The organism is [Mycobacterium] fortunisiensis, assembly GCF_019050325.1.
In the GTDB taxonomy this organism is placed as follows: Bacteria; Actinomycetota; Actinomycetes; order Mycobacteriales; family Mycobacteriaceae; genus Mycobacterium; species Mycobacterium fortunisiensis.
The window spans coordinates 146,755-170,389 of record NZ_VOMB01000006.1 but is presented as its reverse complement, the minus strand read 5'-3'; the positions used below and the strand labels follow the sequence as shown (position 1 = coordinate 170,389).

The following is a 23,635-nucleotide window of genomic DNA, read 5'->3' as shown; positions in this document are numbered from 1 at the left end:
AGCAGGTAAATCAGCAGTGAACAGGTTCAGCGTATTCACAGCGCATCGGGTTAACCGGCGGCGTACGCCGCGTCGACGCTGTGCACCTCGAAACCCAAATTCCGGTACGTGGCCACCGCCGCGGAGTTGTCCGCCTCGACGTAGAGCAGCACGGTGCGCAGGGATCGCTCGGCGAGGTGGTGCAGGCCGACCAGGGTCAGCAGCGAACCCAGTCCGCGTCCCTGCGCGGCGGGGTCGACGCCGACGACATAGACCTCGCCGAGGTCGGCACTGTGCGTTTTCGTCCAATGGAAGCCCAGCAACGCGCCGGTGTCCGCGTCGAATGCCTCGAACAGGCCTTCGGCGTCGAACCAGGGCTCGGCCCGTCGTTCGGCGATCTCGTGCTCGGTCCAGCCGCCCTGCTCGGGATGCCAGGCGAAAGCGGCGTTGTTGACCCGCAGGATCTCGGCGTCGTCCGCAGGTCCGGCGTAGGTGCTGATCCGGACGCCGTCGACGGTGCGCAGCGGCGGCAGGTCCGACAACGCGCGACGCATCTGCAGCAGTTCGCGCGCGACCGTGAGGTTCAGTGCGTCCGCCAGCGCCCGGGCCGCCGCCAGGTTGCCGTGCGCCCAGACCCGGGTGGCGGCCCCGCCCTCGGCCAACCCGGCGCCGGCCAGCGCTGTCCCCACACCGCGACGCCTGGCCTGCGGATGCACCACGAGCTCGGCCATCGGCGGCGCATCGTCACCGGCCGGGGCCAGGTTGAGGTAACCGAGCAGCTCGGACCCCTCGGTGGCCAGCAGATGCCGGGTGCGGTCGTGGTCCAACTCACGCAGCACCTGGTCGCCGACTGGTGCCACCCCGTCGGCCGCGGTGGCGGCGGCGATGAGTTCGCGGATCCCGGTCTGTTCGGCGTGCGACAGGCCGGTCCGCCAGGCGAGTGCAGTCACTGGCTGGGCAGCCTGCCCGCCAGCGGCTCGTCCACCTCGTCGGGCGCCACGCCGAAATCGTCGTCATCGGCCACCTCATCGGTGACGACGTCGTCGTCATCGGTGGCGGTGTCGGCTGCCTCGGCGGCCGCGGCGCGGCTGCGCGACGGACGCACCGCCTTGTATCCGACGTTGCGGACGGTACCGATCAGCGATTCGTACTCCGAGCCGAGTTTCGCGCGCAGCCGGCGGACGTGCACGTCGACGGTGCGGGTGCCGCCGAAGAAGTCATAGCCCCAGACCTCCTGGAGCAGCTGTGCCCGGGTGAAAACCCGCCCGGCGTGCTGCGCGAGGTACTTGAGCAGCTCGAACTCCTTGTAGGTGAGGTCGAGTGGACGGCCGCGCAGCCGTGCGGTGTAGGTGCCTTCGTCGATCACGAGCTCACCCAGTGTGATCTTGCCGACGTTCTCCTGGTTGGCACCGCCGCCCTGACGTCCGACGAGCAGCCGCAGCCGGGCGTCGATCTCGGCCGGGCCGGTGCTGGGCAACAGGATGTCGTCCAGGCCCCATTCGTGGTTGACCGCGACCAATCCGCCCTCGTTGAGCACCGCCACCACCGGCACCGAGGTGCCGGTGGTGCCCAACAGCCGGCACAGGCCACGGGCGGCGGCCAGATCGGTCCGGGCGTCGACGATCGCCACGTCGGCGCTGCCGGCTTCCAGCAGCGAGGAGACTTCCGTCGGGGCGGTGCGCACGGTGTGGGCCAGCAGGGCGAGCGAGGGCAGGACCGACTCGGGATGCGGGTCGACGGTCAGTAGCAGCAGGTCCAACGGGTCCTCCGGCGCGCCGGGCAATCACGTCCACGATCGTGCGGACCCCGATGTCCGCACGGTCAGATTCATGACTGACATGTAGCCGTTACCGGCCTTTAGTGTTCTAACGATAACGCCTCACCTGCTGATTAGCCGCGCCGAGCGGGTCGATGCCGCGGCCGTGGGCGACAATGTGGCGGTGCGCAAACTGCTGATCGGGATCACCGCGGCCGTGACCGCCCTCGTCGTCGGGTTGGTCGGTGCCGATTTCGGCTCCGCGATCTACGCCGAGTACCGGTTGGCCCGCAACGTACGCAGCGCCGCCGGGCTGAGCTGGGATCCGTGGGTGGCGATCCTGGGTTTCCCGTTCGTCACCCAGGCCCGTAACCACCATTTCAACGAGGTCGAGATCCGGGCCACCGGCGTCGACCATCCGGTGGTGGGCAAGACCTCGCTGGAAGCCACCCTGCACGGCGTCGACCTCACCGAGTCGTCCTGGCTGATCCGTCCCGAGGCCCCCCTGCCGGTCACCAAGGCCGAAAGCCGCATCATCATCGACTCCACCCATATCGGCAGGTTGATGGGCATCGACGACCTTCTGGTCGAGGCGCCCTCGCGGGAAACCAACGACTCCACCGGGGGCACCACCGAGTCGGGAATCTCCAGCAGCCAGGGTCTGGTGTTCACCGGAACCCCCAAGGCCTCCGGGCTGGACAAGCGCATCAGCGTCTCGGTCGACCTGTCGTTCGCCGGCCAGGACAAGACCACCTTGGTGTTGACCGCGACTGGCATCCTGACCGGCCCCGGAACCGCCCAGGAGCCGGTGCCCGACGAGACGATCCCCGCCGTGCTGTCGGAGTTCAGCAACACGATCACCGGGCAGAAGCTGCCCTTCGGGATCACGCCGACCACTGCCGGCGCCCGCGGCTCCGACGTGATCATCGAGGGCATCGCCTCGGGAGTAACCATCAACCTCGGAGGGTTCAGACAAACATGAGCTCATCAATGGTGCTGGTGATCGTGGTGCTCATCGCCGCGCTCGGGGTGGCGTACATCATCGGTCGCCTGATCACGCTGCGCGCCGGCCTGATCAAATCCAGTGCCGAGGCGGCCAACATCGACACCAGCGGTCTGGGTCTCTCCGACACCGGCCCGACCGTGCTGCACTTCTCGGCCGAGTGGTGCGGGCCCTGCGCAGGCGTGCGCCGCGTCGTCGACCAGGTCTGCGACGAGCTGCCCGAGGTTTCCCACGTCGAGATCGACATGGACGCCAATCCCGAAGCCGCCCGGCGCCTTTCGGTGCTGTCGCTGCCCACCACCATCATCTTCGACCGCGACGGCCGGCCGCGGTTCCGCACCAGCGGGGTCCCCAAGGCCGCTGACCTGCGCTCGGTGCTGGAACCGCTGTTGGCTTGACCCGGCGGTCATTGGGTAAGCTGTCGCTCGTGTCAGCCCGCCTTGAGCTTGTGCTCACCAAGCGCCGCGCAGTCGATCTGTGCCGCGTCGCGGGTTGCTGCTGTTGTTGTTGCTGTTGAGCGCAGCCGCGCGCGTTCGCGCGCCCGCTCGGGCCTTGTGTCCCGAGCCTGCACACACCAGGCCTTCGACAACAACAGGAGTTCGTTTTCATGTCATCGACATCAACCCGGCCCCGCCAGGAGCAGCCCGCCCAGGTGGACGTGCGAGGACCACGATTTGCGGCCTGGGCCACCACCGCCGTCCTGATCGCCACACTGCTCGTCGCCGGGGCGAGCGCCCCCGCGGCCGCGGCGCTGCTGGGCATCCAGGCGGTGGTGTTCGCCGTCGGCGCGGCCGGCGGACCACGTAAGCATCCCTACGGCCGGGTGTTCGCCGCGTTCATTGCCCCGCGGCTGGCGCCGGTCAGCGAGCGCGAGCCGGTGCCGCCGCTGAAGTTCGCCCAGCTGGTCGGTTTCGTGTTCGCCGTCGCGGGCACCGCCGGATTCGCCTTCGGCATCACCGCACTCGGCCTGACCGCCACCGCGTTCGCCCTGGTGGCGGCCTTCCTCAACGCCGCCTTCGGCATCTGCCTGGGCTGCCAGATCTATCCCCTGGTGGCGCGGCTGCGCCCCTCGAGGCCCCTGTCCACCCAACCCGCCTGAAGCTCAGATCTGAAGTAACCGAAAGGAATTCGTACATGGCACGTTCCGACGTCCTGGTCTCGACCGAATGGGCCGAGAACAACCTCGACACCCCTGGCGTGGTGTTCGTCGAGGTCGACGAGAACACCAGCGCCTACGACGACGAGGGCCACATCCCCGGCGCCGTCAAACTGGACTGGAAAGACGACCTGCAAGACGCCGTCAAGCGCGACTTCGTCGACCAGCAGCAGTTTTCGAAGCTGTTGTCCGACAAGGGAATCAGCAACGAAGACACGGTGATCCTGTACGGCGGCAACAACAACTGGTTCGCGGCCTACGCCTACTGGTACTTCAAGCTGTACGGCCACAACGACGTCAAGCTGCTCGACGGTGGCCGCAAGCGCTGGCAGCTCGACGGCCGCCCGCTGGTCAAGGACGTGCCGGCCCGCAGCGCCACGTCGTACACCGCCCAGGCCCCCGACAACAACATCCGGGCCTTCCGCGACGAGGTGATCGCCGCGATCGGCGCGAAGAACCTCGTCGACGTGCGGTCCCCGGACGAGTTCTCCGGCAAGATCCTGGCCCCGGCGCACCTGCCGCAGGAGCAGAGCCAGCGGCCCGGGCATATCCCCGGCGCCATCAACGTTCCGTGGAGCAAGGCAGCCAACGACGACGGCACCTTCAAGTCCGACGAGGAACTGGCCAAGCTGTACGCCGCGGCCGGCCTCGACGGGCAGAAGGAGACCATCGCCTACTGCCGGATCGGTGAGCGTTCCTCGCACACCTGGTTCGTGCTGCAGGAGCTGCTGGGACACCAGAACGTCAAGAACTACGACGGCAGTTGGACGGAATACGGCTCCCTGGTGGGCGCCCCGATCGAGTTGGGAAGTTGATATGTGCTCTGCACCGAAGCAAGGACTGACGTTGCCCGCCGGCGTCGACCTGGAGAAGGAAACCGTGATCACCGGCCGTGTGGTCGACGGTTCCGGTCAGGCAGTTGGCGGTGCCTTCGTGCGTCTGCTGGATTCCAGCGACGAGTTCACCGCTGAGGTCGTGGCCTCGGCGACCGGTGATTTCCGTTTCTTCGCCGCCCCGGGCACCTGGACGCTGCGCGCCCTGTCCCCGGCGGGCAACGGCGACGCCAGTGTGGCCCCGGCCGGCGCCGGCATCCACGAGGTCGACGTCAAGGTCGCCTAGCGACGATCAAGGCTCGCCGAGTTTCTGCCGCTCGAACGTGAGCTTGTGTGCGGAGTTTTGCCGATTTCTCGCACACAAGCTCACGTTCGGGTGATATCCGGGCGTCCCGACCCGCGACGCCGACCCCCTCGACCAGGAACTAGACTGATTCCCGTGGTGCTCTTCTTCGAACTCATGCTCGTCGCGGCCGTCGTGGTCATCACCTGGTTCGCGCTGTATGCGCTGTACCGCCTCGTCACCGACGAATCGTGACCTCCGACCGGAACCTCCCAGCCGACGCCCCGGCGCCCGCGCCGGGTTCCGGTGACCGGGCGGTAGCGGCTGCCGCCGAACGGGCCAAAGCCACAGCTGCCCGCAACATTCCGGCCTTCGACGATCTGCCGATGCCCGCCGACACGGCCAATTTGCGCGACGGCGTCGAACTCAACGATGCGCTGCTGGCACTCCTGCCGCTCGTCGGCGTCTGGCGCGGCGAAGGCGAAGGCCGCGACACCCACGGCGACTACCGCTTCGGTCAGCAGATCGTGGTGTCCCACGATGGCGGTGACTACCTGATCTGGGATTCCCGGTCCTGGCGGTTGACCGAATCCGGTGAATACGACGCCCCCGGCCTGCGTGAAACCGGTTTCTGGCGATTCGTCACCGATCCCGACGATCCCACCGGCCGCGACGAATCGCAGGCCATCGAACTCCTGCTGGCCCATTCGGCCGGCTACGTCGAACTCTTCTATGGCAAGCCCCTCACCCAGGCATCCTGGGAACTCGTCACCGATGCGCTGGCCCGCAGCAAATCCGGGTTGCTCGTCGGCGGCGCCAAGCGGCTCTACGGCATCGTCGAGAACGGAGACCTGGGTTACGTGGAGGAACGTGTGGACGCCGACGGCGGGCTGGTACCGCATCTGTCGGCCCGGCTGTCACGGTACGTCGGATGATGCGCCGGCCGATCATCGCGGCAGGACTGCTTGCCGCGGCAGCACTGCTCGGCGCGTGCGCGTCGGAGGGGCCGCAACCGGCTCCCACCGCACCGCCGGCCGAGCACGGGAACTACGCCCACTGCCTGTCCGAGCACGGCGTGCCGACTGCGCCGGGACCGACGACCGGGCCGCCGGCCGGGGTCGACGAGCAGACCTGGCAGGAGGCCACGAAGGCCTGTTCGACCCTGGCGCCCGGCCCGAGCTAGTTCCGGCGGCGCGCCACACAGCGCACGCATAGCCGGCAACAATCCGGTGCTCAGCGGGCTCCCATACGGTCATCGCCATGAGACAGCGCATTCTTCGAACGACGTTCACCGGCTTGGCCGCATTCGCCGTGATCGGCTCGGCGGCGGCTTGTTCCGCGGCGGAGCCGGCCGAATCGTCCAGTGCGGCATCCCCGGCCGCGGCAACGTCGACAGCGGCCTCAGCCCCGTCGTCCCCAGCAGCATCCGCGCCGGTCACCCCGGATGCCTTCGGACAGTGCATGCAGGAGCACGGGATTCCGGCGCCGCCCGAAGGTGCCCCCGGCGCACCGGGGGGGCCCGGTCATCCCGGTGGCCCTGGCCATCCCGGCGGGCCCGGGCATCCGGCCGGACCGCCGCCCGGTGACGGCGCGGCGCCGCCGGCACCGCCCGGGGTGGACCAGACGCAGTGGGAGGAAGCCATGGACGCCTGTCAGTCACTGGCCCCACAGCCGCCGGGTGCTCTGGGCGGCCCGCGGCAGTAACCGCGTCCAGAAATGGGCAGCCCCCGAGCCGTGGTACCTGGTTGGACAGACCGGGAGGCTCGGGGGCCGGGTGGCTGCGGGGAATTCGCCAGCGCGCGCAAGGCTTACCCCGGCGCTGCTAGCGGGCAGCCACCTCACATGTCCATAAGTCACTCACTTTGACGGACCACCTCCTTCCCTGTGTACCCGCGAAGCTACACCGAGCCGGAATCTGCTGCCAGTGATTTTTCGTTGGCACCGATCACCCCACCGCGCGCCGACGACCTGGCCGGGGTGAGCAAAATGTCAGCCCGGGCTACGGAGCAACCGGGATATCGCCGAACTTCGAAGTCGGTCGCACCGCGGGTTCGCGTCCCTGCCCACTCTCGGTGAGGCCGATGCATTCGCCGGTGTTGGCGCCGGTGCACGGGATGGCGCCGCCGGGAATGTCCACCGCCGGCAGATCGGGGTTACCCGGGATGTCGGCCTGTGGCGCATTGGGTTCCACCGACACGCAGACGCCGCCCCGTAGATCCTCACCGGGCCGGCAGGTTGCGACCTGCGTCGGGTTCACACCGGGTGCGGACAGTGAGACCACCGCTGCGGGTGCGGCAGCGATCACGAGCGCGACGCCTCCGACGACTACGAGTTGTGATGTTCGCATTTTCAGAATTGCCATCACGTCACACTTCCTCCGGGCTGCTGACGTTCACTCGTAGAAACCGCGACAGCGCCGGCAGCATTGACACGAGGAACATTACGCTTTGCCAGCACTGCGCGTGCCGTCAATTCAAGTGCAATTACCGGCAAAACGATCCTAGGTGAGATTTGCTCAGCGATCGGCGGTGAGGGCGGCATCGACCAGGCCGGAGATCTCGGCAGCGAGCGGCGCATCAGGCAGCCGCTGCCCATCCAGGGTGTGCACCCGGGCCGCCAACGTGATGCTGGAAACCAGCCAAACCCCTTGGGCGGTAAGCAGATCCGCAGGACCCAGGGCGCGGAAATCGCAGTCATAACCCTTGTTGCGAGCCACTTCGAACAGGGCCTGCTGGGTGGTGCCGCGCAGAATCGGGTACCACGGCGGCGGGGTGAGCAGCACGGGCCGGCTGTCGGCCCCCTCGGTGGCGATCACCACGGTGGACCGCGGTCCCTCCAGCAGATAGCCGTCGGAGCTGACGAAGATCACGTCCCCGGCGCCCTGGCGCTCGGCGTGCCGCAACGCAGCCATGTTGATCGCGTACGACAAGGTCTTGGCGCCCGCGGCGAGCCAGGGCATATCGCTGGCGCCCAGCGGCAGCCCACGGTCGAGGGCGATCGCCGCAAGCCCGTTGCGGCGCACGCCGGTCACCCGATCGGGCAGGGCACCGACAGTGGCGAAGGCGGTCGGCGGGCCGCCGCTCTCCCGTCCCCGGCTGTAGACCAGGCGCAGCACTCCTTCGCCGTCCTGATCGGCGGCCCAGCATCTGGCCCCCACCGCCACGGCGGCACGCCAGGCGTCCAGATCCGGCGCGGGCAGGTCGAGCATCTTGGCGGACTGGGCCAACCGGGCCAGATGTGCCTCGAGCAGGCAGGGCTTGCCGTCGCGCACCAGCAACGTCTCGAAGATCCCGTCGCCGCGCACTGCGGCGAGGTCGTCGGCGTGCAGCAGTGGGACGTCGGGGTCGTGGGTCTGACCGTCCAGGGTGACCAGCACAGCTGGTGGGCTCGCCATGAGGCCAAAGCGTAGCTTTGCTTGCGCGAAGAGCGACAAACACGATGAGCCGCTTGCGCGAAGAACCTCAAACGTAGAGTTGGGCTATGACTGCACTACCGTCGGCCGTTCCGGCACCCGAGGCCGGTCCCGATGCCGGAGCTGTTTGGCATTACGGTGATCCGCTCGGTGAGCAGCGGGCCGCGGCCGACGCTGCGGTCCTGGTGGACCGGTCGCATCGAGCGGTGCTGACCCTGACCGGAAAAGACCGGCAGACCTGGCTGCACAGTATCTCCAGCCAGCACGTCAGCGCCCTGCCCGATGGCGCGGTGACCGAGAACTTGAGCCTGGATCTGCAGGGCCGGGTGGAAGACCACTGGTTGCAGACCGATCTGGCCGGCACCACGTACCTGGACACCGAGCCGTGGCGGGGCGAACCGCTGCTGGCCTATTTGCGCAAGATGGTGTTCTGGGCCGATGTGCAGATCGAGCCGGCCGACCTCGCGGTGCTGTCGCTGCTGGGGCCCGGGGTGGCCGATGCCGCGGTGATCACGGCGCTGGGCGTGGACGACCTGCCCCGGGAGTCGACGGCGGTGGCGTTGCCCGGGGGTGGATTTCTCCGGCGGCTGCCTGTCGACGGCATCGAAGTGGACCTGGTGGTGCCGCGGGAGCTGGTTGCCGATTACACCCGCCGCCTCACCGAGGCCGGGGTTCGTCCCGCCGGGGTCTGGACGTATGAAGCGCACCGGGTGGCGGCCGGGCGGCCGCGGCTCGGGGTGGACACCGATGAGCGGACCATTCCGCACGAGGTCGGCTGGATCGGCGGTCCGGGTGTCGGAGCGGTTCATCTCGACAAAGGCTGCTACCGCGGTCAGGAGACCGTTGCCCGGGTGCACAACCTGGGCAAACCGCCGCGGATGCTGGTGATCCTCCAGCTCGACGGTGGCGCCGACCGTCCGGTCACCGGCGATGCCGTCACCGCGGGCGGGCGCAATGTGGGCCGCATCGGCACCGTCGTCGAGCATGTCGACGACGGTCCGATCGCGTTGGCACTGGTCAAACGGGGCCTCCCGGCGGACACCGAGCTGGTGGCCGGCGCCCAGGCGCAGGCCCCGGCCGTGATCGATCCCGATTCTTTGCCCGAGGCCGATGCCACCGCCGGAGCCGGCCGCGCCGCGGTCGAGCGGTTGCGCGGAAAGTGACGACCATCTCTGCGCACCGTCGTCAATTCGGACCATGGTCGTGTTGTCGTGCGACGATGCGCCGTGGCGGGGCCTCGATCCGGCGGTTGTGAGGCAGGGCCTGACAGCACTTCGCCGACGGGCACGGTAAAGTGTCAGCAGGACAATAAAGACACACAGATCGGAGCCGCCTAGCAATTGGGCCGCTCCGTTATTGCGCGAGGGGGTCCCCCCATGGGCCGCGGCCGGGCGAAGGCAAAGCAGACCAAGGTTGCACGTGAGTTGAAATACAGCTCACCGAACACCGACTTCAGTCAGCTCCAACGTGAGCTGTCGGGATCTCCGGATTCCGGCGACGTCAACAATGACGACGCCGACGAATGGTCGGTTGAGGATGACTGGCGGCGCTGAGCCGTCAGCACTCCGTCGCAGAACATAGACGCAGGTCGCGCTGGTTACGCAGGACGCTTACCAGCGCGACCTTGTCTAACTGCCTAAAACCGCGGATGCTGTCCGACCAGCTGGGCGCGCACACTGTCCTTGCCGCCCTTCTTGACGGTCCCCAGCGTCCAGCAGTCCAGGTGCCGCGCAGTCAGGATGGCCAGTGCCCGGTCGGTGTCCTCGGGGGCGACGACCGCCACCATCCCGATCCCCATGTTGAACGTCTTCTCCATCTCGGCACGCTCGATGCGTCCGCGCTGGGCGATCATCTGGAAAACCGGTGCCGGCGTCCACGTGCCGCGGTCGAGTTCGGCGGTCAGCCCGTGCGGCACGACGCGTTCCAGGTTGCCGGCCAGGCCACCACCGGTGACGTGGCAGAACGTGCGGACCTGGGTTTCGGCGGCCAACGCCAGGCAGTCCTTGGCGTAGATGCGGGTGGGTTCCAGCAGCTCTTCACCGAGCGTGCGACCGAACTCCTCGACGTGGCCGGCCAGGTTCATCCGGTCGATCTCCAGGAGCACCTTGCGGGCCAGCGAGTAGCCGTTGGAGTGCAGCCCGCTGGAGGCCATCGCGATGATCACGTCGCCGGGACGGACCCGGTCGGGCCCCAGCACGTTGTCGGCCTCGACGACGCCGACGCCGGTGGCCGAGATGTCGTAGTGGTCGGGTTCCATCAGCCCGGGGTGCTCGGCGGTTTCCCCGCCCAGCAACGCACAGCCGGCCAGGACGCAGCCCTCGGCGATGCCGGACACGATGGCGCTGACCCGCTCCGGGACGGTGCGTCCGACGGCGATGTAGTCCTGCAGGAACAGCGGCTCGGCGCCACACACCACCAGGTCGTCGACCACCATCGCGACCAGGTCCAGGCCGACGGTGTCGTGCTTGTCCATGGCTTGGGCCACTGCGAGCTTGGTGCCCACACCGTCGGTGGAGGCAGCCAGTACCGGCTCGCGGTAGCCGTCGCGTAACGCGAACAGCCCGGCAAAGCCGCCGAGGCCGCCCCGGACTTCCGGACGGGTCGCCTTGGCGGCGAGGGGTTTGAAGAGTTCGACAGCACGGTCACCGGCTTCGATGTCCACTCCGGCCGATGCATACGAAATGCTGTCTGGTTCGGCGATGCCGTGCTGTTCGGCGCCTTTAGTCATCGCAAGCAAGGCTACCGCCCCGCCATTCCGGGGGTACAGCACAGGCGGGGTTAAGGACGGCGCGACGGCGGTGGCGTCAATGCGGTCAAGGCCGGCGTAGGGCCGAGGCGTTGTCGTTGTTGGCCTGCAGCGGAACGCTGCGCGCGTGCGCAGAGGCCAGCATGTGTTCGACGACGTTCTTTCCCAGCGCGGTCTCGCCGGGCAGCTCGATCGGATAGTTGCCGTCGAAGCAGGCCGAGCACAGCCGGCTGGCGGGCTGTTCGGTGGCCGCGATCATGCCCTGCTGGGAGATGTAGCCCAGGCTGTCGGCGCCGATGGCGTGACGCACCGCCTCCAGCATCTCGCCCTCGTGCTCGGCGGGTGCGGCGTTGGCGATCAGCTCGGCGGGCGTGGCGAAGTCGATGCCGTAGAAACACGGCCACTTCACGGGCGGTGAGGCGATCCGGACGTGGACTTCCAGGGCGCCTGCCTCACGCAGCATCCGCACGAGTGCGCGTTGGGTGTTGCCGCGCACGATGGAATCGTCGACCACGATCAGCCGCTTGCCGCGGATCACTTCGCGCAGCGGGTTGAGCTTGAGCCGGATCCCGAGTTGGCGGATGGTCTGGGAGGGCTGGATGAAGGTACGTCCCACGTAGGCGTTCTTCATCAGGCCCTGTCCGAACGGGATGCCCGATTCCTGCGCGTACCCGACCGCGGCGGGCGTTCCGGATTCCGGGACGCCGATCACCAGGTCGGCCTCGACCGGGTGTTCGCGCGCCAGCCGGCGACCGATGTCGACGCGGGTGGCGTGCACCGAGCGCCCGGCCAGCGTGCTGTCCGGACGGGCCAGATAGACGTATTCGAAGACGCAGCCCTTGGGCTCGGGGTTGGCGAACCGGGTGGAGCGCACGCCGTCGGCGTCGATGGCCAGCAGTTCGCCGGGCTCGATGTCGCGGACGAAGGAGGCGCCGACGATGTCGAGGGCGGCGGTTTCGGAGGCCACCACCCAGCCGCGATCGAGGCGGCCCAGCGCCAGCGGACGCACGCCGTACGGGTCGCGTGCGGCGTAGAGGGTGTTCTCGTCCATGAATGTCAGGCAGAACGCGCCGCGCACCGTGGGCAGCAATTCCAGCGCGGCCTGCTCGAGGGTGGCGTCGGCGGCGCCGTGGGCCAACAAGGCGCCCAGGATGTCCGAGTCGGTGGTGGCCGCCATGCCACCCATGGGCCTGGTGTCGATCAGTCCGGCCTCGCGAGCCTGGGCGGCCAGTTCGGCGGTGTTGACCAGGTTGCCGTTGTGGCCGAGCGCGACGCCGGTGCCGGCCGCGGTGTTGCGGAACACGGGCTGGGCGTTCTCCCAGGTGGTGGAGCCGGTGGTGGAGTAGCGGCAGTGTCCGACGGCGACGTGGCCGGGCATCGCGGCGAGGGTCTGCTCATCGAATACCTGGCTGACCAGCCCGAGGTCTTTGAACACCAGGATCTGCGAGCCGTCGGACACGGCGATGCCCGCGGCTTCCTGACCTCGGTGCTGCAGCGCGTACAGGCCGTAATAGGTGAGCTTGGCGACGTCTTCGCCCGGAGCCCACACGCCGAATACGCCGCACTCTTCGCGCGGTTCGTTCTCGTTCTCGTCGAGTTGCTGACCAGTCACGATAAGGCTGCTCCCGGGGCGGCGGTTGGTGACGTAACCGAGTCTACGGTCCGGATGGGCCAACAACGGAATCGAATGGCCGGCCCGGTATCGCTCATTTCCAACGTCGGATGCCGCGATCGCATTTCCGGGCGCACCGCCCGTCGCGGGCCCGATCGTGCCGGGCTGGGTGGGATATCCCGTCGCCCCACCACATTCCGGCCGGAATGATGGATTTGGTGACCCGTGAACTCTCGGACAATCCGGCAACCGATCCCCTCGATCCCGACGCCGTGGCCGCGGCGCCGGTGTGGTCGGGGGTGACGAAGATCGCATTCCGATTCTGCTTCCTCTACTTCGGCCTGTTCTGTCTGTTGTTCGCGCAGATCACTTTTGCGTTCTTGGGTGTGGCGGGTAGCTGGCTGCCCGAGCTGGCCGTGCTGTGGCAGATGACGCAGCTGGATCCGGTGCTGGGCTGGGTGGGACGCCACGTCTTCGGTGTGGAGGCGGTACTGCACCGGGACTCGGGCAGCGGCGACCAGACCGTGATCTGGGTGATGGTGTTCTGCCTGCTGGTCATCGCGGTGGCCGGTACGGCGCTGTGGTCGTGGCTGGATCGGCGGCGACGCGACTACGCCCGGTTGTGGGCCTGGTTCCTGACGTTCCTGCGGCTGTGTGTGGCCGGGCAGATGCTGTTCTACGGATTCGCCAAGCTCGTGCCGACGCAGATGCCGGCCCCGCCGCTGGCGGCGTTGTTGCGCCCGTACGGCGAGTTCAGCCCGGCCTCGGTGCTGTGGTTGCAGGTGGGCAGCTCCTACCCGTACGAGATGGCGCTCGGTGCGGTCGAGGTTGTGGCCGGATTGCTGCTGTTTGTGCCGCGTACCGCGACGCTCGGCGCGCTGCTGGGCGTGGCGAGCATGGCGCAGGTGTTCCTGCTGAACATGACGTTCGATGTGCCGGTGAAGATCCTTTCGGGCCATCTGCTGTTGATGGGACTGGTGCTGTTGGTCCCGCAGTACCGACGGCTGGCCAACTTCCTGGTGCTGCAGCGCAGCACCGAGCCTGCCACGCAACCGGAGCTGTTCACGACGGCCCGGGCGAACACCGTCGGGGCCCGGATCCAGGTTGGGCTGGGCATCTGGATGGTGGCCGGCTGCCTGCTGGCCAGCCAGCACAGCTGGACCAAGTACGGCGGCGGTCGCGACAAACCCGAGTGGTACGGGATCTGGACGGTCAGCCGGTTCGACGTCGACGGCAGACCGGCACTGCCGCTGGCCACCGATCAGTACCGTTGGCAGCGGGTGGTTTTCGACACCCCCGAGGTGGTGACCTACCAGCGGATGAACGGCGATCTGGTGGATGCGCCGGCCAAGGTGGACGGCAATACCTTGACCTTGACCGGTGCGGACGGCTCGTCCCTCGCCGCGCTCACCGTCTCCCGACCGTCACCGGAGCAGCTGCAGCTCACCGGCGAGCTGTCCGGCCGGGACGTCGCGATCTGGCTGGATCGGCTGGACCTCAACCAGTTCACCCTCCGCAACCGGGGCTTTCACTGGGTGCAGGAGTACCCCTACTTCCGCTGATCCCCGGGCCCCAGCGGCACCAGCGGCAGCCACCGGGCCACCTCGGGAGCTCGTGAGCCCGATAGCTGCACCGCCGCGCCGGCCCCGTCGAGGCCGAGCAATCCGGTGGCCAGCAGCAGCCAGGTGCGGGCATCGGTTTCCACCACGTTGGGCGGGTTGCCACGGGTGTGGCGCGGGCCGGCGATGCACTGCACCGCCACGAACGGCGGCACTCTCACCTCGACGCTGGCGCCGGGCGCCACTGCGGCCAGGGTGCGGGCGGTCAGTCGGACCGCGTCGGCCAGTGTGGCGCGGTCGGGTTCCGGGTGGCCGGGCTCACGTAGCCAGTCGGCCACCAGACCGACCGCTGCCCTGGTCTTTTCCGGATCGACACTGCCTCGCGCGGCCATGCCCTAGAGTCTCGCAAAGTGTTTGCCGATCACCGTAATCCGCCGTACCGCACGGCCGGTGCGGCGTTACTGGTGCTGCTCGCGCTGATTCTCGGGCTGATCGGGGCGCAGTTTCGCGGAGCCTTCGAACCCAAGGCACCGTTGACCCTGATCGCCGCGCGGGCCGGCCTGGTTCTCGATCCGGGATCGAAGGTGACCTACAACGGTGTGCCGATCGGCCGGGTGGCCGAGGTGAGCACCGACGGCGGCGATCCGCTGCGAGCGCTGGTGCAGCTCAACATCAATCCGAGATATCTGGACCTGCTGCCGGCCAACGTGCAGACCTCGATCTCGGCCACCACCGTGTTCGGCAACAAGTATGTGGCCTTCACCTCGCCGGAACACCCGAGCGCGGAACGGGTTTCGAGTTCCACCCCGCTCGACGTCACGGCGGTCACCACCGAGTTCAACTCGTTGTTCGAGACCATCACCGCCCTGACCGAGCAGGTCGACCCGATCAAGCTGAACCAGACCCTGACGGCCACCGCCCAGGCGCTGACCGGGTTGGGCAATGCGTTCGGGCAGTCGCTGGCCGACGGCAACGCCATCCTCGACGACGTGAACCCGCGCATGCCGGCCCTGCGCCACGACATCGCCGCGCTGGCCGCGCTCGGCGATCGCTACGCCGCGGCCGGACCCGACCTGTTCGACGGACTCGCCGATGCGGCGCGCACCGCGGCCACCCTGAACTCCCGACGCGCCGATATCGACGCCGCGCTGATCGCGGCGATCGGATTCGCCGGGACCGGCTCCGATATCTTCGAGCGCGGCGGGCCGTACCTGCGGCGCGGTGCGCAGGACCTGATCCCGACGTCGCAGCTGTTCGACAAGTACCAGGGACAGCTGTTCTGCACGATCCGCAACTACCACGACGTCGCGCCCGCGTTCTACGCGACGTTCGGCGGCGACAATGGATATTCCTTCGAGAGCACCGGGACGCTGTCGAGCATCGGTGTGGGCAACACCTACGTGTATCCGGACAATCTGCCGCGGGTGAACGCCAAGGGCGGTCCGGAGGGCAAGCCCGGCTGCTGGAAGCCGATCACCAAGGACCTGTGGCCGGCGCCGTATCTGGTGATGGACACCGGGCTGTCGATCGCGCCGTACAACCATGTCGAGCTCGGCTCGCCGATCTTCACCGACTATGTCTGGGGCCGCCAGGTCGGTGAGCCCACCATCAATCCATGACCGCTCTACGATCTTCAGCCAGGGGATCCGCGGCGAACGGGGGGTTGTGTTGAACGGGGATGCCGATGCCTAAGCGCGCTGTATCCGTGAGCGTCGAGTCGCCGCCGGCGTGGCCGCCGGCCCTGCCCGGATGGCGGGCCACCGGCCTGTCCCTCGCCCCGATCAGCGCGGCGGCATTCGGCGGGGTGGCCGCCCTGTGTGCGTCGGTGATCGCGGTCGTGATGATCTTCGCGTTCGCCCGGTTGCACCACCACTACCCGGATGCGGTGTCGACGGGTGATCTGGTCGCCTCCACCGTGGGGCCGGCCGCCGGCCGCTTCGCCGGCCTGCTTCAGCTGACGGCGTACGTGCTGCTGGGGGTGGCCGCCGCACTCGCGTTGGCGCTGCAACCGCTGACCGGGGCGCCGGACCTGGAGAGTGCGTTGGCCGGCTGGTGGTGGCCGGGTTGGGCGGTGATGGTGGTGGTGATCGCCGGTGCCGTGGTCGCCTATCTGCCCACCCGGGCCGTCGGCGCGACGGCCGCGGCGCTGGCCGGGGTGGGCCTGCTGGTGGTGCTCTACCTGGCGCTGGCGATCGTGGCCCGGGTGGCCTCGGGTACACCGCCCATGGCGTTGGAAACCACCGAGGTCGATTCGGTGCTGGTCGCCGTGGCGGCGGCGATACCGCTCGGCCTGGGGCTGGTGGGGTTCGAGGCCGCGACGGTGGTCAGCGGTCGATTGCAGTCGGTGGCGCGGCCGGTGGGCGTGGCGGTAACGGTGATCGCACTGTGTGCGGCGGCCCTGCTGCTGGCGGTCAACGTCGGCACCTCCGGCGGATTCCATACCACCGCCACCGATCTCTCCCTGGTCGTCTACGAGTTCTTCGCCGATGCCGGCTACTACTGGTTCACCGCCGGGGTGCTGTGCCTGAGTTCGGCCACGCTGTTGGCGCTGATGTGGGCGGCCACCCGCGTGGCGGCCCGGCTGTTCGGTTCCGGCCCACTGGTGGCCACGGTGGTTCCGGCGGTCATGTGTGTGCTGGCGGTCGGGTTCAGCCGGTTCCAGCACCACCTCGGCGGTTTGCAGCACGCCGTTCCGGCACTGCTGCTCGTCGTGGTGTATGTGCTTGTCGCCGAGGCCAATTCGCGGGTGGCAGGGACGGCGGCCGCGCAGCAGGTACCCCGGCTGATGATGACCGTGGTGGTGGTGTGCGTGGTGTTGATCCCCTTGCGGGTCACCGACTTCGCGGTGTCCACGTTGTGGCCGTTGGCCGTTACCGCGGCGCTCTTGGCGGTGGCCGCTGCGCTGACGCGGCTTGGTAGGCCAGGACGGCAAGCGCCCCTGACTCATTGATCGCCAGGTGCGCCAGCATCGGTGCGGCCAGGCTGGCCGAGCGTTGCGCGAGCCAGCCGAACACCCAGCCGGCGGCGCCGGTGGCCAGCACGGTCGGGATCACCGGTTCCCCGGCGCTGCGGGCGTCGGCGATGTGCGACAGCCCGAAAGCGCCGGCCTGCAACAGCTGTCCGCCCGTCGGGCCGAAGGCCTCGGCGCCGAGTTTGCCCAGCGCGGCCCGAAAGGCTGCTTCCTCCGGCCACACCGTGCCCAGCGGGATGCGCAGTGCCAACCATCGACCGGCCCGGTCCGGCAGGGCTTTTCGGCGCATCTCGGTGCGGACCAGGGGTACCGCCGATGCGGTGGCCACCGCTGCGGACACGGTGGCCGCGGCCGCACTGCCCAGGCGCAAACCCGTCCACAGGGCCGGTGGCTGTAGCCCGGCCCGGGCCCCGGTGGACAGCATCAGGACACCGCCGAGGCCCGCCCGTACCACCGGCTGCCAACGGGCCGGCAACCGCGGGTCGACCAGCCCGTTCCACGCCACCAGCCCCGCCGCCAGCGCGAGCGCACGGATCTTGGCCGCCGTCATCAGTTTTCGGGCCCGTCTTTGCCCGCGCTCTCGTCCAGCGCCGTCCGGATGCGCTCGGTGTCCTGCGGCGTCCAGCCTTCCGGTGGGGCTACCGCCACCCAGCCGTCGAGCATCGAATGCCCGTAGTTGTGTCCGTGACCGGCCGGCACGCTCGACGCGTTGGTGACATCTGCGGCCACCTGCCAGACGGTGATGATCGGGTACCAGCGCATCGATGCGGTGCGATCGGAACCGGGTGGTTCGACCAGCCAGTCCGGTTCGGAGAACAGCAGGTCGGTGGACCACCAGACGATGGGGTCCGATGGATGCTGCAGGAACAGTACCCGGGTGCCTTCCCACGGCTCGGCCGTGTCACCGGCGATCTCGGCGGCGTCGGCCGCCTCGGAGAACCGCACCGTGCGGCCGTTGTCGTACCGGGGCCGCACTTCCGGCGTTCCTGGATCGCGGCGCGCGGTCAAGCCCTGCCACAACGGGCTGGCGTTGGGCGGGCCCACCCACAGCACCGAGGAGAAGCCCATCCGCGAGATGTCGGGCAGCCAACTGAACGCCCCCTGCCCGGCCATCGAACCCAGGCTCTCTCCGTACAGCACGAGCTTGGGCCGGTGCTCGGGTGGCAGCTGCGCCCAGCGGGCCTGGATCGCCTCGATCATCATCCGGCCGATCTGCATGGACTTCTGCCGGTCGCCCATGAACGAAATCCAGCTCGGCAGATACGAATACTGCATGCCGACCATCGCGGTGTCGCCGTTGTACATCATTTCCAGTGCGCGGGCGGCCACCGGATTGACCCACCCGGTACCGGTGGTGGGCACGATCACCAGCAGCTTGCGCTCGAAGGCATGGGTGCGCTCAAGTTCGCTGAGCAGCACCGCAATTCGTTGTTCGTCGGTGTCGGCGGTGTTGAGGCCGGCGTAGACCCGGATCGGCTCCTTCGCCGGGGCCCCGTTGAGGTGGGCCAGCTCGGCGGCGCGCGGTCCGGTGGCGACGAAGTTGCGGCCCTGGAATCCGAGGGAATCCCACGCGGCGAACGAGTCGGGGCTGCCGGATCGCTGCGGCTCGGCCGGCTGGCTGACCCCCTCGCGGGTGGTGGTGTTCTGCGGCTGGAACACCCGGCTGGCCCCGGCCAGGAACCCGCGGTAGAGCACACCGTTGACCAGCGTGATGACCAGCACCACGACGATCGCGGTGCCGATGAACTGGGCCACCTCGCGGTGCAGGTGCCAGCGCCGGATGAACAGCCTGGCCAGCAGCCGGACGGCATCGCGCAGCACCCGCGCGGTGGCGATCAACGCCCCGCCCACCCCGGCCGCGATGATCAGGGTGCGCAGGTAGCCGAGCGTGGCCGGGCCTTCGATGCCCATCAGCGCCGAGACCTGCCGCTGCCAGGCGGCGGCCGGGATCATCATCACCACACACGCGGTGGCCGAGCCCGCGACCACCGACGCCTTGGCCCAGTACAACACCCATTTTCCCGGCGGCCACCAGGAGCGGTTCCGAAGCACAAAGCGGTACAACGCTTTTCCCAGCAACACCCCGATGCCGTAACCGATGGCGAAGTTGATGCCGCCGATGAGACCGGCGAACAACCAGTCCCGCGGCAACAGCGACGGGGTCAGGGACACACAGAAGAACAGGGCTCCGACGGCGATGCCGACGAAGTCCAGTCGCACCAGGCTCCAGGCCCAGCGCAGCAGGGGATGACGTTCGTTGCGGGTATCGCCTGTCACCCGAACAGCCCGGGCAGCACGCCCTCCGACGTGCTCCGTAGCTCTGCGAGCGAGATGCTGAACTGTCCCTGGACCTCGATCGCGGGTTCACCGTCTTCGGGCCCCTGGTCGACGACGCCGACCCGGGCCACCGGTAGGTCCCTGGCCTCACACATCGCCCGGAACCGGCTCTCCTCGGTGCGCGGTACGGCCACGAGCACCCGGCCCGCGGACTCCGAGAACAGGAAGACGAACGGATCAATGCCCTCGGGCAGATCCTCGGGAAGGATGACCCGGCAACCGGTTTCACCGGCCAGCGCGGCCTCCACCACAGCCTGGATCAGCCCGCCCTCGGAGAGGTCGTGGGCCGCCGAGATCAGACCGTCGCGGGAGGCCGCGGTCAGCACCTCGGCCAGCAGCTTCTCGCGGCCCAGGTCCACCTTCGGCGGCACCCCGCCGAGGTGATCACCGGTGACCTGTGCCCAGATCGATCCGTCGAATTCGTCGTGGGTGTCACCGAGCAGCAGCAGCGTCTCGCCCGGCTCGGTGCCCAAACCGGTGGGGATGCGGCGCTTCACGTCGTCGAGCACGCCGAGCACGCCGACCACCGGGGTCGGCAGGATCGCGGTGGAGCCGGTCTGGTTGTAGAAGCTGACGTTGCCACCGGTGACCGGAATGCCAAGGGCGGCACAGCCATCGGCCAATCCGCGGACGGCCTGACTGAACTGCCACATCACGCCGGGATCTTCCGGCGAACCGAAGTTGAGGCAGTTGGTCACCGCGACCGGGGTGGCCCCGGTGACCGCGACGTTTCGGTAGGCCTCGGCGAGCGCCAGCTGCGCACCGGTGTACGGGTCGAGCTGGGTGTAGCGGCCCGAGGCATCGGTGGCGACCGCGATCCCGCGACCGGTGGTCTCGTCGATGCGCAGCACGCCGCCGTCGGCGTGCTCGGCCAGCACGGTGTTGCCGCGCACGTAGCGGTCGTACTGTTCGGTGATGAAGGCCCGGCTGCACAGGTGCGGGCTGCCGATCAGGGCCAGCAGGGTGGCCTTGAGCTCGTCGCCGGTCTTGGGCCGGGGCAGCTTGGCCGAGGTGTCGGCGACCAGGGCGTCCTGGGTGTCGGGACGGGCCACCGGGCGCTGGTAGACGGGTCCTTCGTGGGCCACGGTGCGCGGTGGCACGTCGACCACGGTCTCGCCGTGCCAGGTGATCTCGAGCCGGTCGCCCTCGGTGACCTCGCCGATCACGGTGGCCAGCACTTCCCACTTGCGGCACACCGCCAGGAACGCCTCGACGTTCTCGGGGGTGACCACGGCGCACATGCGTTCCTGGGACTCGCTGGAGAGCACCTCGGCCGGGGTCATGTCGGCTGCGCGCAGCGGCACCTGATCCAGCTCGATGCGCATGCCCCCGTCGCCCGCGGACGCGAGTTCGGAGGTGGCACAGGACAATCCGGCACCGCCGAGGTCCTGGATACCGACCACCAGGCCGGCTGCGTACAGCTCAAGGCAACACTCGATGAGCACCTTCTCGGTGAACGGGTCGCCCACCTGGACGCTCGGCAGTTTCTTTCGGCCGGCACCGGATTCGTCGCCGCTGAAGGTGTCGCTGGCCAGCACCGACACCCCGCCGATGCCGTCCAGGCCGGTGCGCGCACCGAACAGGATGATCTTGTTGCCGGTGCCCGAGGCGAAGGCCAGGTGCAGGTCCTCCTTGCGCAACGCCCCGACGCACAGCGCATTGACCAACGGGTTGCCCGCGTAGGAGGGGTCGAAGATCGTCTCGCCACCGATGTTGGGCAGGCCCAGCGAGTTGCCGTAGCCGCCGACACCGCGCACCACGCCGTCGAGCACGCGGCGGGTGTCGGGGGCGTCGGCCGCGCCGAAGCGCAGCTGGTCCATCACCGCCACCGGCCGGGCGCCCATCGCCATGATGTCGCGGACGATGCCGCCGACGCCGGTGGCCGCCCCCTGGTAGGGCTCGACGTAGGACGGGTGGTTGTGCGATTCCACCTTGAACGTGACGGCCCAGCCGTCACCGATGTCGACGACGCCGGCGTTCTCGCCGATGCCGGCCAGCATGCCGGCCCGCATCTCGTCGGTGGTGGTCTCGCCGAAGTAGCGGAGGTGCACCTTGGAGGACTTGTAGGAGCAGTGTTCGCTCCACATCACCGAGTACATCGCCAGCTCGGCGTCGGTGGGGCGGCGACCCAGGATCTCGCGAATCCGCTGGTACTCGTCGTCCTTGAGGCCGAGTTCGCGGTACGGCTGGGGCTGTTCGGGGGTGGCGGCTGCCCGCTGCACCGTGTCGATATCGTGGGTGAGCTCAGACGTCACGCGACCAGTTTAGTGGTTGCCCGCGTATAGCCGCAGGCAGCCGCGTCTTGGCCGGCTTCGTGGCCCAGCCGGATCAGCTAGCCCTGCCCCAGGCCGACACAGAACGCGTTGCCCTCGGGATCGGCCAGCACCACCCAGCTGAAGTCGTCACCGAAGCTGTGCCGCCCGGTCTCGGTGGCGCCGAGCCCCACCAACCGCGACACCTCGGCTTCCCCGTCCGCCGCGCTGAGGTCGAGGTGGACCCGGTTCTTGCCGGGCGTCGGATCGGGAACCCTCTGGAACGCCAGGCGCGGCCCGTCGGGCGGCACGAGCATCACGAATTCGCCTGCCGCAACGGCGGTCACCTGAGCGCCGAGAGCTTGCGCCCACCACTGGGCCAGCGCATCGGGGTCTGTGCAGTCGACAGTGATCATCTCCACGGACAGTGCCATGGCGCCGACCCTAGATCAGGCCGGTGACAAGAACGCCTGTAATGCCGCGGAGTAGGCCGCCACATCCTTGGCACCCATGAACTCGCGCGCCGAGTGCATCGCGAGTTGTGCGGCGCCCACGTCGACGGTCGGGATCCCGGTGCGCGCCGAGGTCATCGGCCCGATGGTGGACCCGCACGGCAGGTCGGCGCGGTGCTCATAGCGCTGCAGCGGCACCCCGGCCTGGTCACAGGCCAGCGCGAATGCCGCCGCGGTGCGGCCGTCGGTGGCGTAGCGCAGATTGGGCTGCACCTTGAGCACGGGTCCGGCGTTCACCGCGATCTGGTGGCCGGGTTCGTGGCGGTCCGGGTAGTTCGGATGTGTCGCGTGCGCCATGTCACCCGAGGCCACCATCGACCCGGCGGCCCGGCGCAGGAAGTCCTCCCGGCTACCGCCCGCGGCGAGCACGATGCGCTCGAGCACTGTGGGCAGCAGCTCGGACTGGGCGCCGTGGTCCGACGTCGAGCCGACCTCCTCATGGTCGAACAACGCCAGCACCGGGATCTGGGCGCCACTGTCGGCAGCCAGGAAGGCCTCCAGCCCGGCGTAGCAGGTGACCTGGTTGTCCAACCGGGGCGCGCTGACGAACTCCCCGCCCACGCCGGTGACCGCCGACGGAGTCAGGTCGTGGGTCATCAGGTCAAAGCCCAGCACGTCGCGCTCGGCAACCCCGGCCCGCTCGGCGATGAAACCGAGGAAGGATTTCGGTCGCTCCCCCAGCCCCCACACCGCATTCACGTGGCGCTGCGGGTCCGGGCTGACACCCTTGCGGTCCTCGGACAGGTGGATGGCCAGCTGCGGTACCCGCAGGATCGGATCGTCGACCCGCACCAGCAGGTGTTCGACCACCGAGCCCCGGCGCACCGAAAGGCGGCCGCTGATGCCCAGGTCGCGGTCCAGCCAGGAGTTCAGCCAGGCCCCGCCGTAGGGCTGCAGCGCGACGACCTGCCAACCCGCCACGACACGGTCCGGGTGCTGTTTGACCCGAAGGTTCGGGCTGTCGGTGTGGCCGCCGACCACCCGGAACGGGGAACCGGGGTCGGCGCCCTGGGTGTTCCACGCCACCAGCGAACCGGCCCGCACCGTGAAGAACCTGCCGGTACCGGGCCAGGCGTCAGTTTCGGACAGCTCGGTGAATCCCGCGTCGCGCAGTCGGCGCGCTGCCGAGGCACACACGTGGAAAGGCGACGGCGAGGCATCGATGAACTCGCACAGGCTCTGGGGACTGGCTGGCATATCTCTATCTTGACCGGGATTTCGGGG

At 68.8% G+C, this 23,635-nt stretch carries 26 protein-coding genes; 14 read left to right on the top strand and 12 right to left on the bottom strand.

Annotated elements, in window-relative coordinates; genetic code table 11:
* Positions 1–50: 50 nt before the first annotated feature.
* The gene (gene mshD / locus FR943_RS05170; RefSeq protein ID WP_217155274.1) at positions 51–929 is read right to left on the bottom strand and encodes a mycothiol synthase; all 879 of its coding nucleotides are present in this window, start codon (positions 927–929) and stop codon (positions 51–53) included.
* Positions 926–1,738 (bottom strand): winged helix-turn-helix transcriptional regulator, encoded by an 813-nt coding sequence (locus tag FR943_RS05165; protein ID WP_217155393.1) that lies wholly within the window; start codon positions 1,736–1,738, stop codon positions 926–928. Before FR943_RS05165 ends, mshD begins: the two co-directional genes overlap by 4 nt.
* Before the next feature lie 163 nt (positions 1,739–1,901).
* Here FR943_RS05165 and lmeA point away from each other — a divergent pair, with 163 nt between their 5' ends.
* The 9 genes from lmeA (at position 1,902) to FR943_RS05125 (ending at position 6,714) form a co-directional block, all read left to right on the top strand.
* Positions 1,902–2,717 carry a mannan chain length control protein LmeA gene (lmeA, locus tag FR943_RS05160; RefSeq protein ID WP_217155273.1) on the top strand — a complete coding sequence of 272 codons (816 nt, stop codon included), beginning with the start codon at positions 1,902–1,904 and terminating at the stop codon, positions 2,715–2,717.
* The gene (locus FR943_RS05155; RefSeq protein ID WP_217155272.1) at positions 2,714–3,136 is read left to right on the top strand and encodes a thioredoxin family protein; all 423 of its coding nucleotides are present in this window, start codon (positions 2,714–2,716) and stop codon (positions 3,134–3,136) included. Before lmeA ends, FR943_RS05155 begins: the two co-directional genes overlap by 4 nt.
* A 29-nt stretch (positions 3,137–3,165) precedes the next feature.
* The gene (locus tag FR943_RS26835; protein WP_350222965.1) at positions 3,166–3,255 is read left to right on the top strand and encodes an Ms5788A family Cys-rich leader peptide; all 90 of its coding nucleotides are present in this window, start codon (positions 3,166–3,168) and stop codon (positions 3,253–3,255) included.
* 90 nt (positions 3,256–3,345) lie between these two features.
* Positions 3,346–3,837 carry a DUF4395 domain-containing protein gene (locus FR943_RS05150; RefSeq protein ID WP_217155271.1) on the top strand — a complete coding sequence of 164 codons (492 nt, stop codon included), beginning with the start codon at positions 3,346–3,348 and terminating at the stop codon, positions 3,835–3,837.
* 35 nt (positions 3,838–3,872) lie between these two features.
* A complete protein-coding gene (locus FR943_RS05145; RefSeq protein WP_217155270.1) occupies positions 3,873–4,709 on the top strand; it encodes a sulfurtransferase in 837 nt (278 codons plus the stop codon).
* A 1-nt stretch (position 4,710) separates the two neighbouring features.
* Positions 4,711–5,013, top strand: coding sequence for a DUF1416 domain-containing protein (locus FR943_RS05140; protein WP_044520476.1), 303 nt, complete (start codon positions 4,711–4,713; stop codon positions 5,011–5,013).
* A gap of 248 nt (positions 5,014–5,261) precedes the next feature.
* Positions 5,262–5,945: a heme-binding beta-barrel domain-containing protein gene (locus FR943_RS05135; protein ID WP_217155269.1), complete on the top strand. Its 684-nt coding sequence runs from the start codon at positions 5,262–5,264 to the stop codon at positions 5,943–5,945.
* The gene (locus FR943_RS05130) at positions 5,945–6,193 is read left to right on the top strand and encodes a hypothetical protein (protein WP_217155392.1); all 249 of its coding nucleotides are present in this window, start codon (positions 5,945–5,947) and stop codon (positions 6,191–6,193) included. Before FR943_RS05135 ends, FR943_RS05130 begins: the two co-directional genes overlap by 1 nt.
* Before the next feature lie 77 nt (positions 6,194–6,270).
* Positions 6,271–6,714, top strand: coding sequence for a hypothetical protein (locus tag FR943_RS05125; protein WP_246584850.1), 444 nt, complete (start codon positions 6,271–6,273; stop codon positions 6,712–6,714).
* Positions 6,715–7,009: 295 nt separating this feature from the next.
* Here the strand turns inward: FR943_RS05125 and FR943_RS05120 are convergent, their stop codons facing one another.
* Together FR943_RS05120 and FR943_RS05115 are read right to left on the bottom strand one after the other, a co-directional pair.
* Positions 7,010–7,372 (bottom strand): intersectin-EH binding protein Ibp1, encoded by a 363-nt coding sequence (locus tag FR943_RS05120; protein WP_217155268.1) that lies wholly within the window; start codon positions 7,370–7,372, stop codon positions 7,010–7,012.
* Positions 7,373–7,525: 153 nt separating this feature from the next.
* Positions 7,526–8,404 (bottom strand): aminodeoxychorismate lyase, encoded by an 879-nt coding sequence (locus FR943_RS05115; RefSeq protein WP_217155267.1) that lies wholly within the window; start codon positions 8,402–8,404, stop codon positions 7,526–7,528.
* 86 nt (positions 8,405–8,490) lie between these two features.
* On the opposite strand from FR943_RS05115, the gene ygfZ reads away from it, so the two are divergent.
* Both ygfZ and FR943_RS05105 read left to right on the top strand, forming a co-directional pair.
* Positions 8,491–9,585: a CAF17-like 4Fe-4S cluster assembly/insertion protein YgfZ gene (ygfZ, locus tag FR943_RS05110; RefSeq protein ID WP_217155266.1), complete on the top strand. Its 1,095-nt coding sequence runs from the start codon at positions 8,491–8,493 to the stop codon at positions 9,583–9,585.
* Positions 9,586–9,798: 213 nt separating this feature from the next.
* Positions 9,799–9,975 carry a DUF3073 domain-containing protein gene (locus FR943_RS05105; RefSeq protein WP_217155265.1) on the top strand — a complete coding sequence of 59 codons (177 nt, stop codon included), beginning with the start codon at positions 9,799–9,801 and terminating at the stop codon, positions 9,973–9,975.
* An 83-nt stretch (positions 9,976–10,058) separates the two neighbouring features.
* On the opposite strand, the gene purM is transcribed toward FR943_RS05105, so the two are convergent.
* Both purM and purF read right to left on the bottom strand, forming a co-directional pair.
* Positions 10,059–11,150, bottom strand: coding sequence for a phosphoribosylformylglycinamidine cyclo-ligase (gene purM / locus FR943_RS05100; protein ID WP_217155264.1), 1,092 nt, complete (start codon positions 11,148–11,150; stop codon positions 10,059–10,061).
* An 85-nt stretch (positions 11,151–11,235) separates the two neighbouring features.
* The gene (purF, locus tag FR943_RS05095; protein ID WP_217155263.1) at positions 11,236–12,780 is read right to left on the bottom strand and encodes an amidophosphoribosyltransferase; all 1,545 of its coding nucleotides are present in this window, start codon (positions 12,778–12,780) and stop codon (positions 11,236–11,238) included.
* Positions 12,781–12,989: 209 nt separating this feature from the next.
* Between purF and FR943_RS05090 the strand changes: the two genes are divergently transcribed.
* Positions 12,990–14,342: a DoxX family protein gene (locus FR943_RS05090; protein ID WP_218045299.1), complete on the top strand. Its 1,353-nt coding sequence runs from the start codon at positions 12,990–12,992 to the stop codon at positions 14,340–14,342.
* Here FR943_RS05090 and FR943_RS05085 read toward each other — a convergent pair.
* On the bottom strand, positions 14,330–14,731 hold the full coding sequence (locus tag FR943_RS05085) for a sterol carrier family protein (RefSeq protein WP_217155262.1): 402 nt from the start codon (positions 14,729–14,731) through the stop codon (positions 14,330–14,332). The genes FR943_RS05090 and FR943_RS05085 overlap by 13 nt on opposite strands.
* A gap of 18 nt (positions 14,732–14,749) precedes the next feature.
* Here FR943_RS05085 and FR943_RS05080 point away from each other — a divergent pair, with 18 nt between their 5' ends.
* A complete protein-coding gene (locus FR943_RS05080; RefSeq protein WP_217155261.1) occupies positions 14,750–15,958 on the top strand; it encodes an MCE family protein in 1,209 nt (402 codons plus the stop codon).
* An 86-nt stretch (positions 15,959–16,044) separates the two neighbouring features.
* On the top strand, positions 16,045–17,289 hold the full coding sequence (locus tag FR943_RS05075) for a hypothetical protein (RefSeq protein ID WP_308170470.1): 1,245 nt from the start codon (positions 16,045–16,047) through the stop codon (positions 17,287–17,289).
* Here FR943_RS05075 and FR943_RS05070 read toward each other — a convergent pair.
* The 5 genes from FR943_RS05070 to FR943_RS05050 form a co-directional block, all read right to left on the bottom strand.
* Positions 17,210–17,860 (bottom strand): Rv0804 family intramembrane glutamic endopeptidase, encoded by a 651-nt coding sequence (locus FR943_RS05070; RefSeq protein ID WP_217155259.1) that lies wholly within the window; start codon positions 17,858–17,860, stop codon positions 17,210–17,212. The two genes, FR943_RS05075 and FR943_RS05070, sit on opposite strands and share 80 nt — an antisense overlap.
* The gene (locus tag FR943_RS05065; protein ID WP_217155258.1) at positions 17,860–19,587 is read right to left on the bottom strand and encodes an alpha/beta hydrolase; all 1,728 of its coding nucleotides are present in this window, start codon (positions 19,585–19,587) and stop codon (positions 17,860–17,862) included. Before FR943_RS05065 ends, FR943_RS05070 begins: the two co-directional genes overlap by 1 nt.
* The gene (gene purL / locus FR943_RS05060; RefSeq protein ID WP_217155257.1) at positions 19,584–21,902 is read right to left on the bottom strand and encodes a phosphoribosylformylglycinamidine synthase subunit PurL; all 2,319 of its coding nucleotides are present in this window, start codon (positions 21,900–21,902) and stop codon (positions 19,584–19,586) included. Before purL ends, FR943_RS05065 begins: the two co-directional genes overlap by 4 nt.
* Before the next feature lie 77 nt (positions 21,903–21,979).
* Complete coding sequence (locus tag FR943_RS05055; protein WP_217155256.1) at positions 21,980–22,333, bottom strand: VOC family protein; 354 nt, start codon at positions 22,331–22,333, stop codon at positions 21,980–21,982.
* A gap of 15 nt (positions 22,334–22,348) precedes the next feature.
* Positions 22,349–23,608, bottom strand: coding sequence for a M18 family aminopeptidase (locus FR943_RS05050; protein ID WP_217155255.1), 1,260 nt, complete (start codon positions 23,606–23,608; stop codon positions 22,349–22,351).
* Positions 23,609–23,635 lie beyond the last annotated feature (27 nt).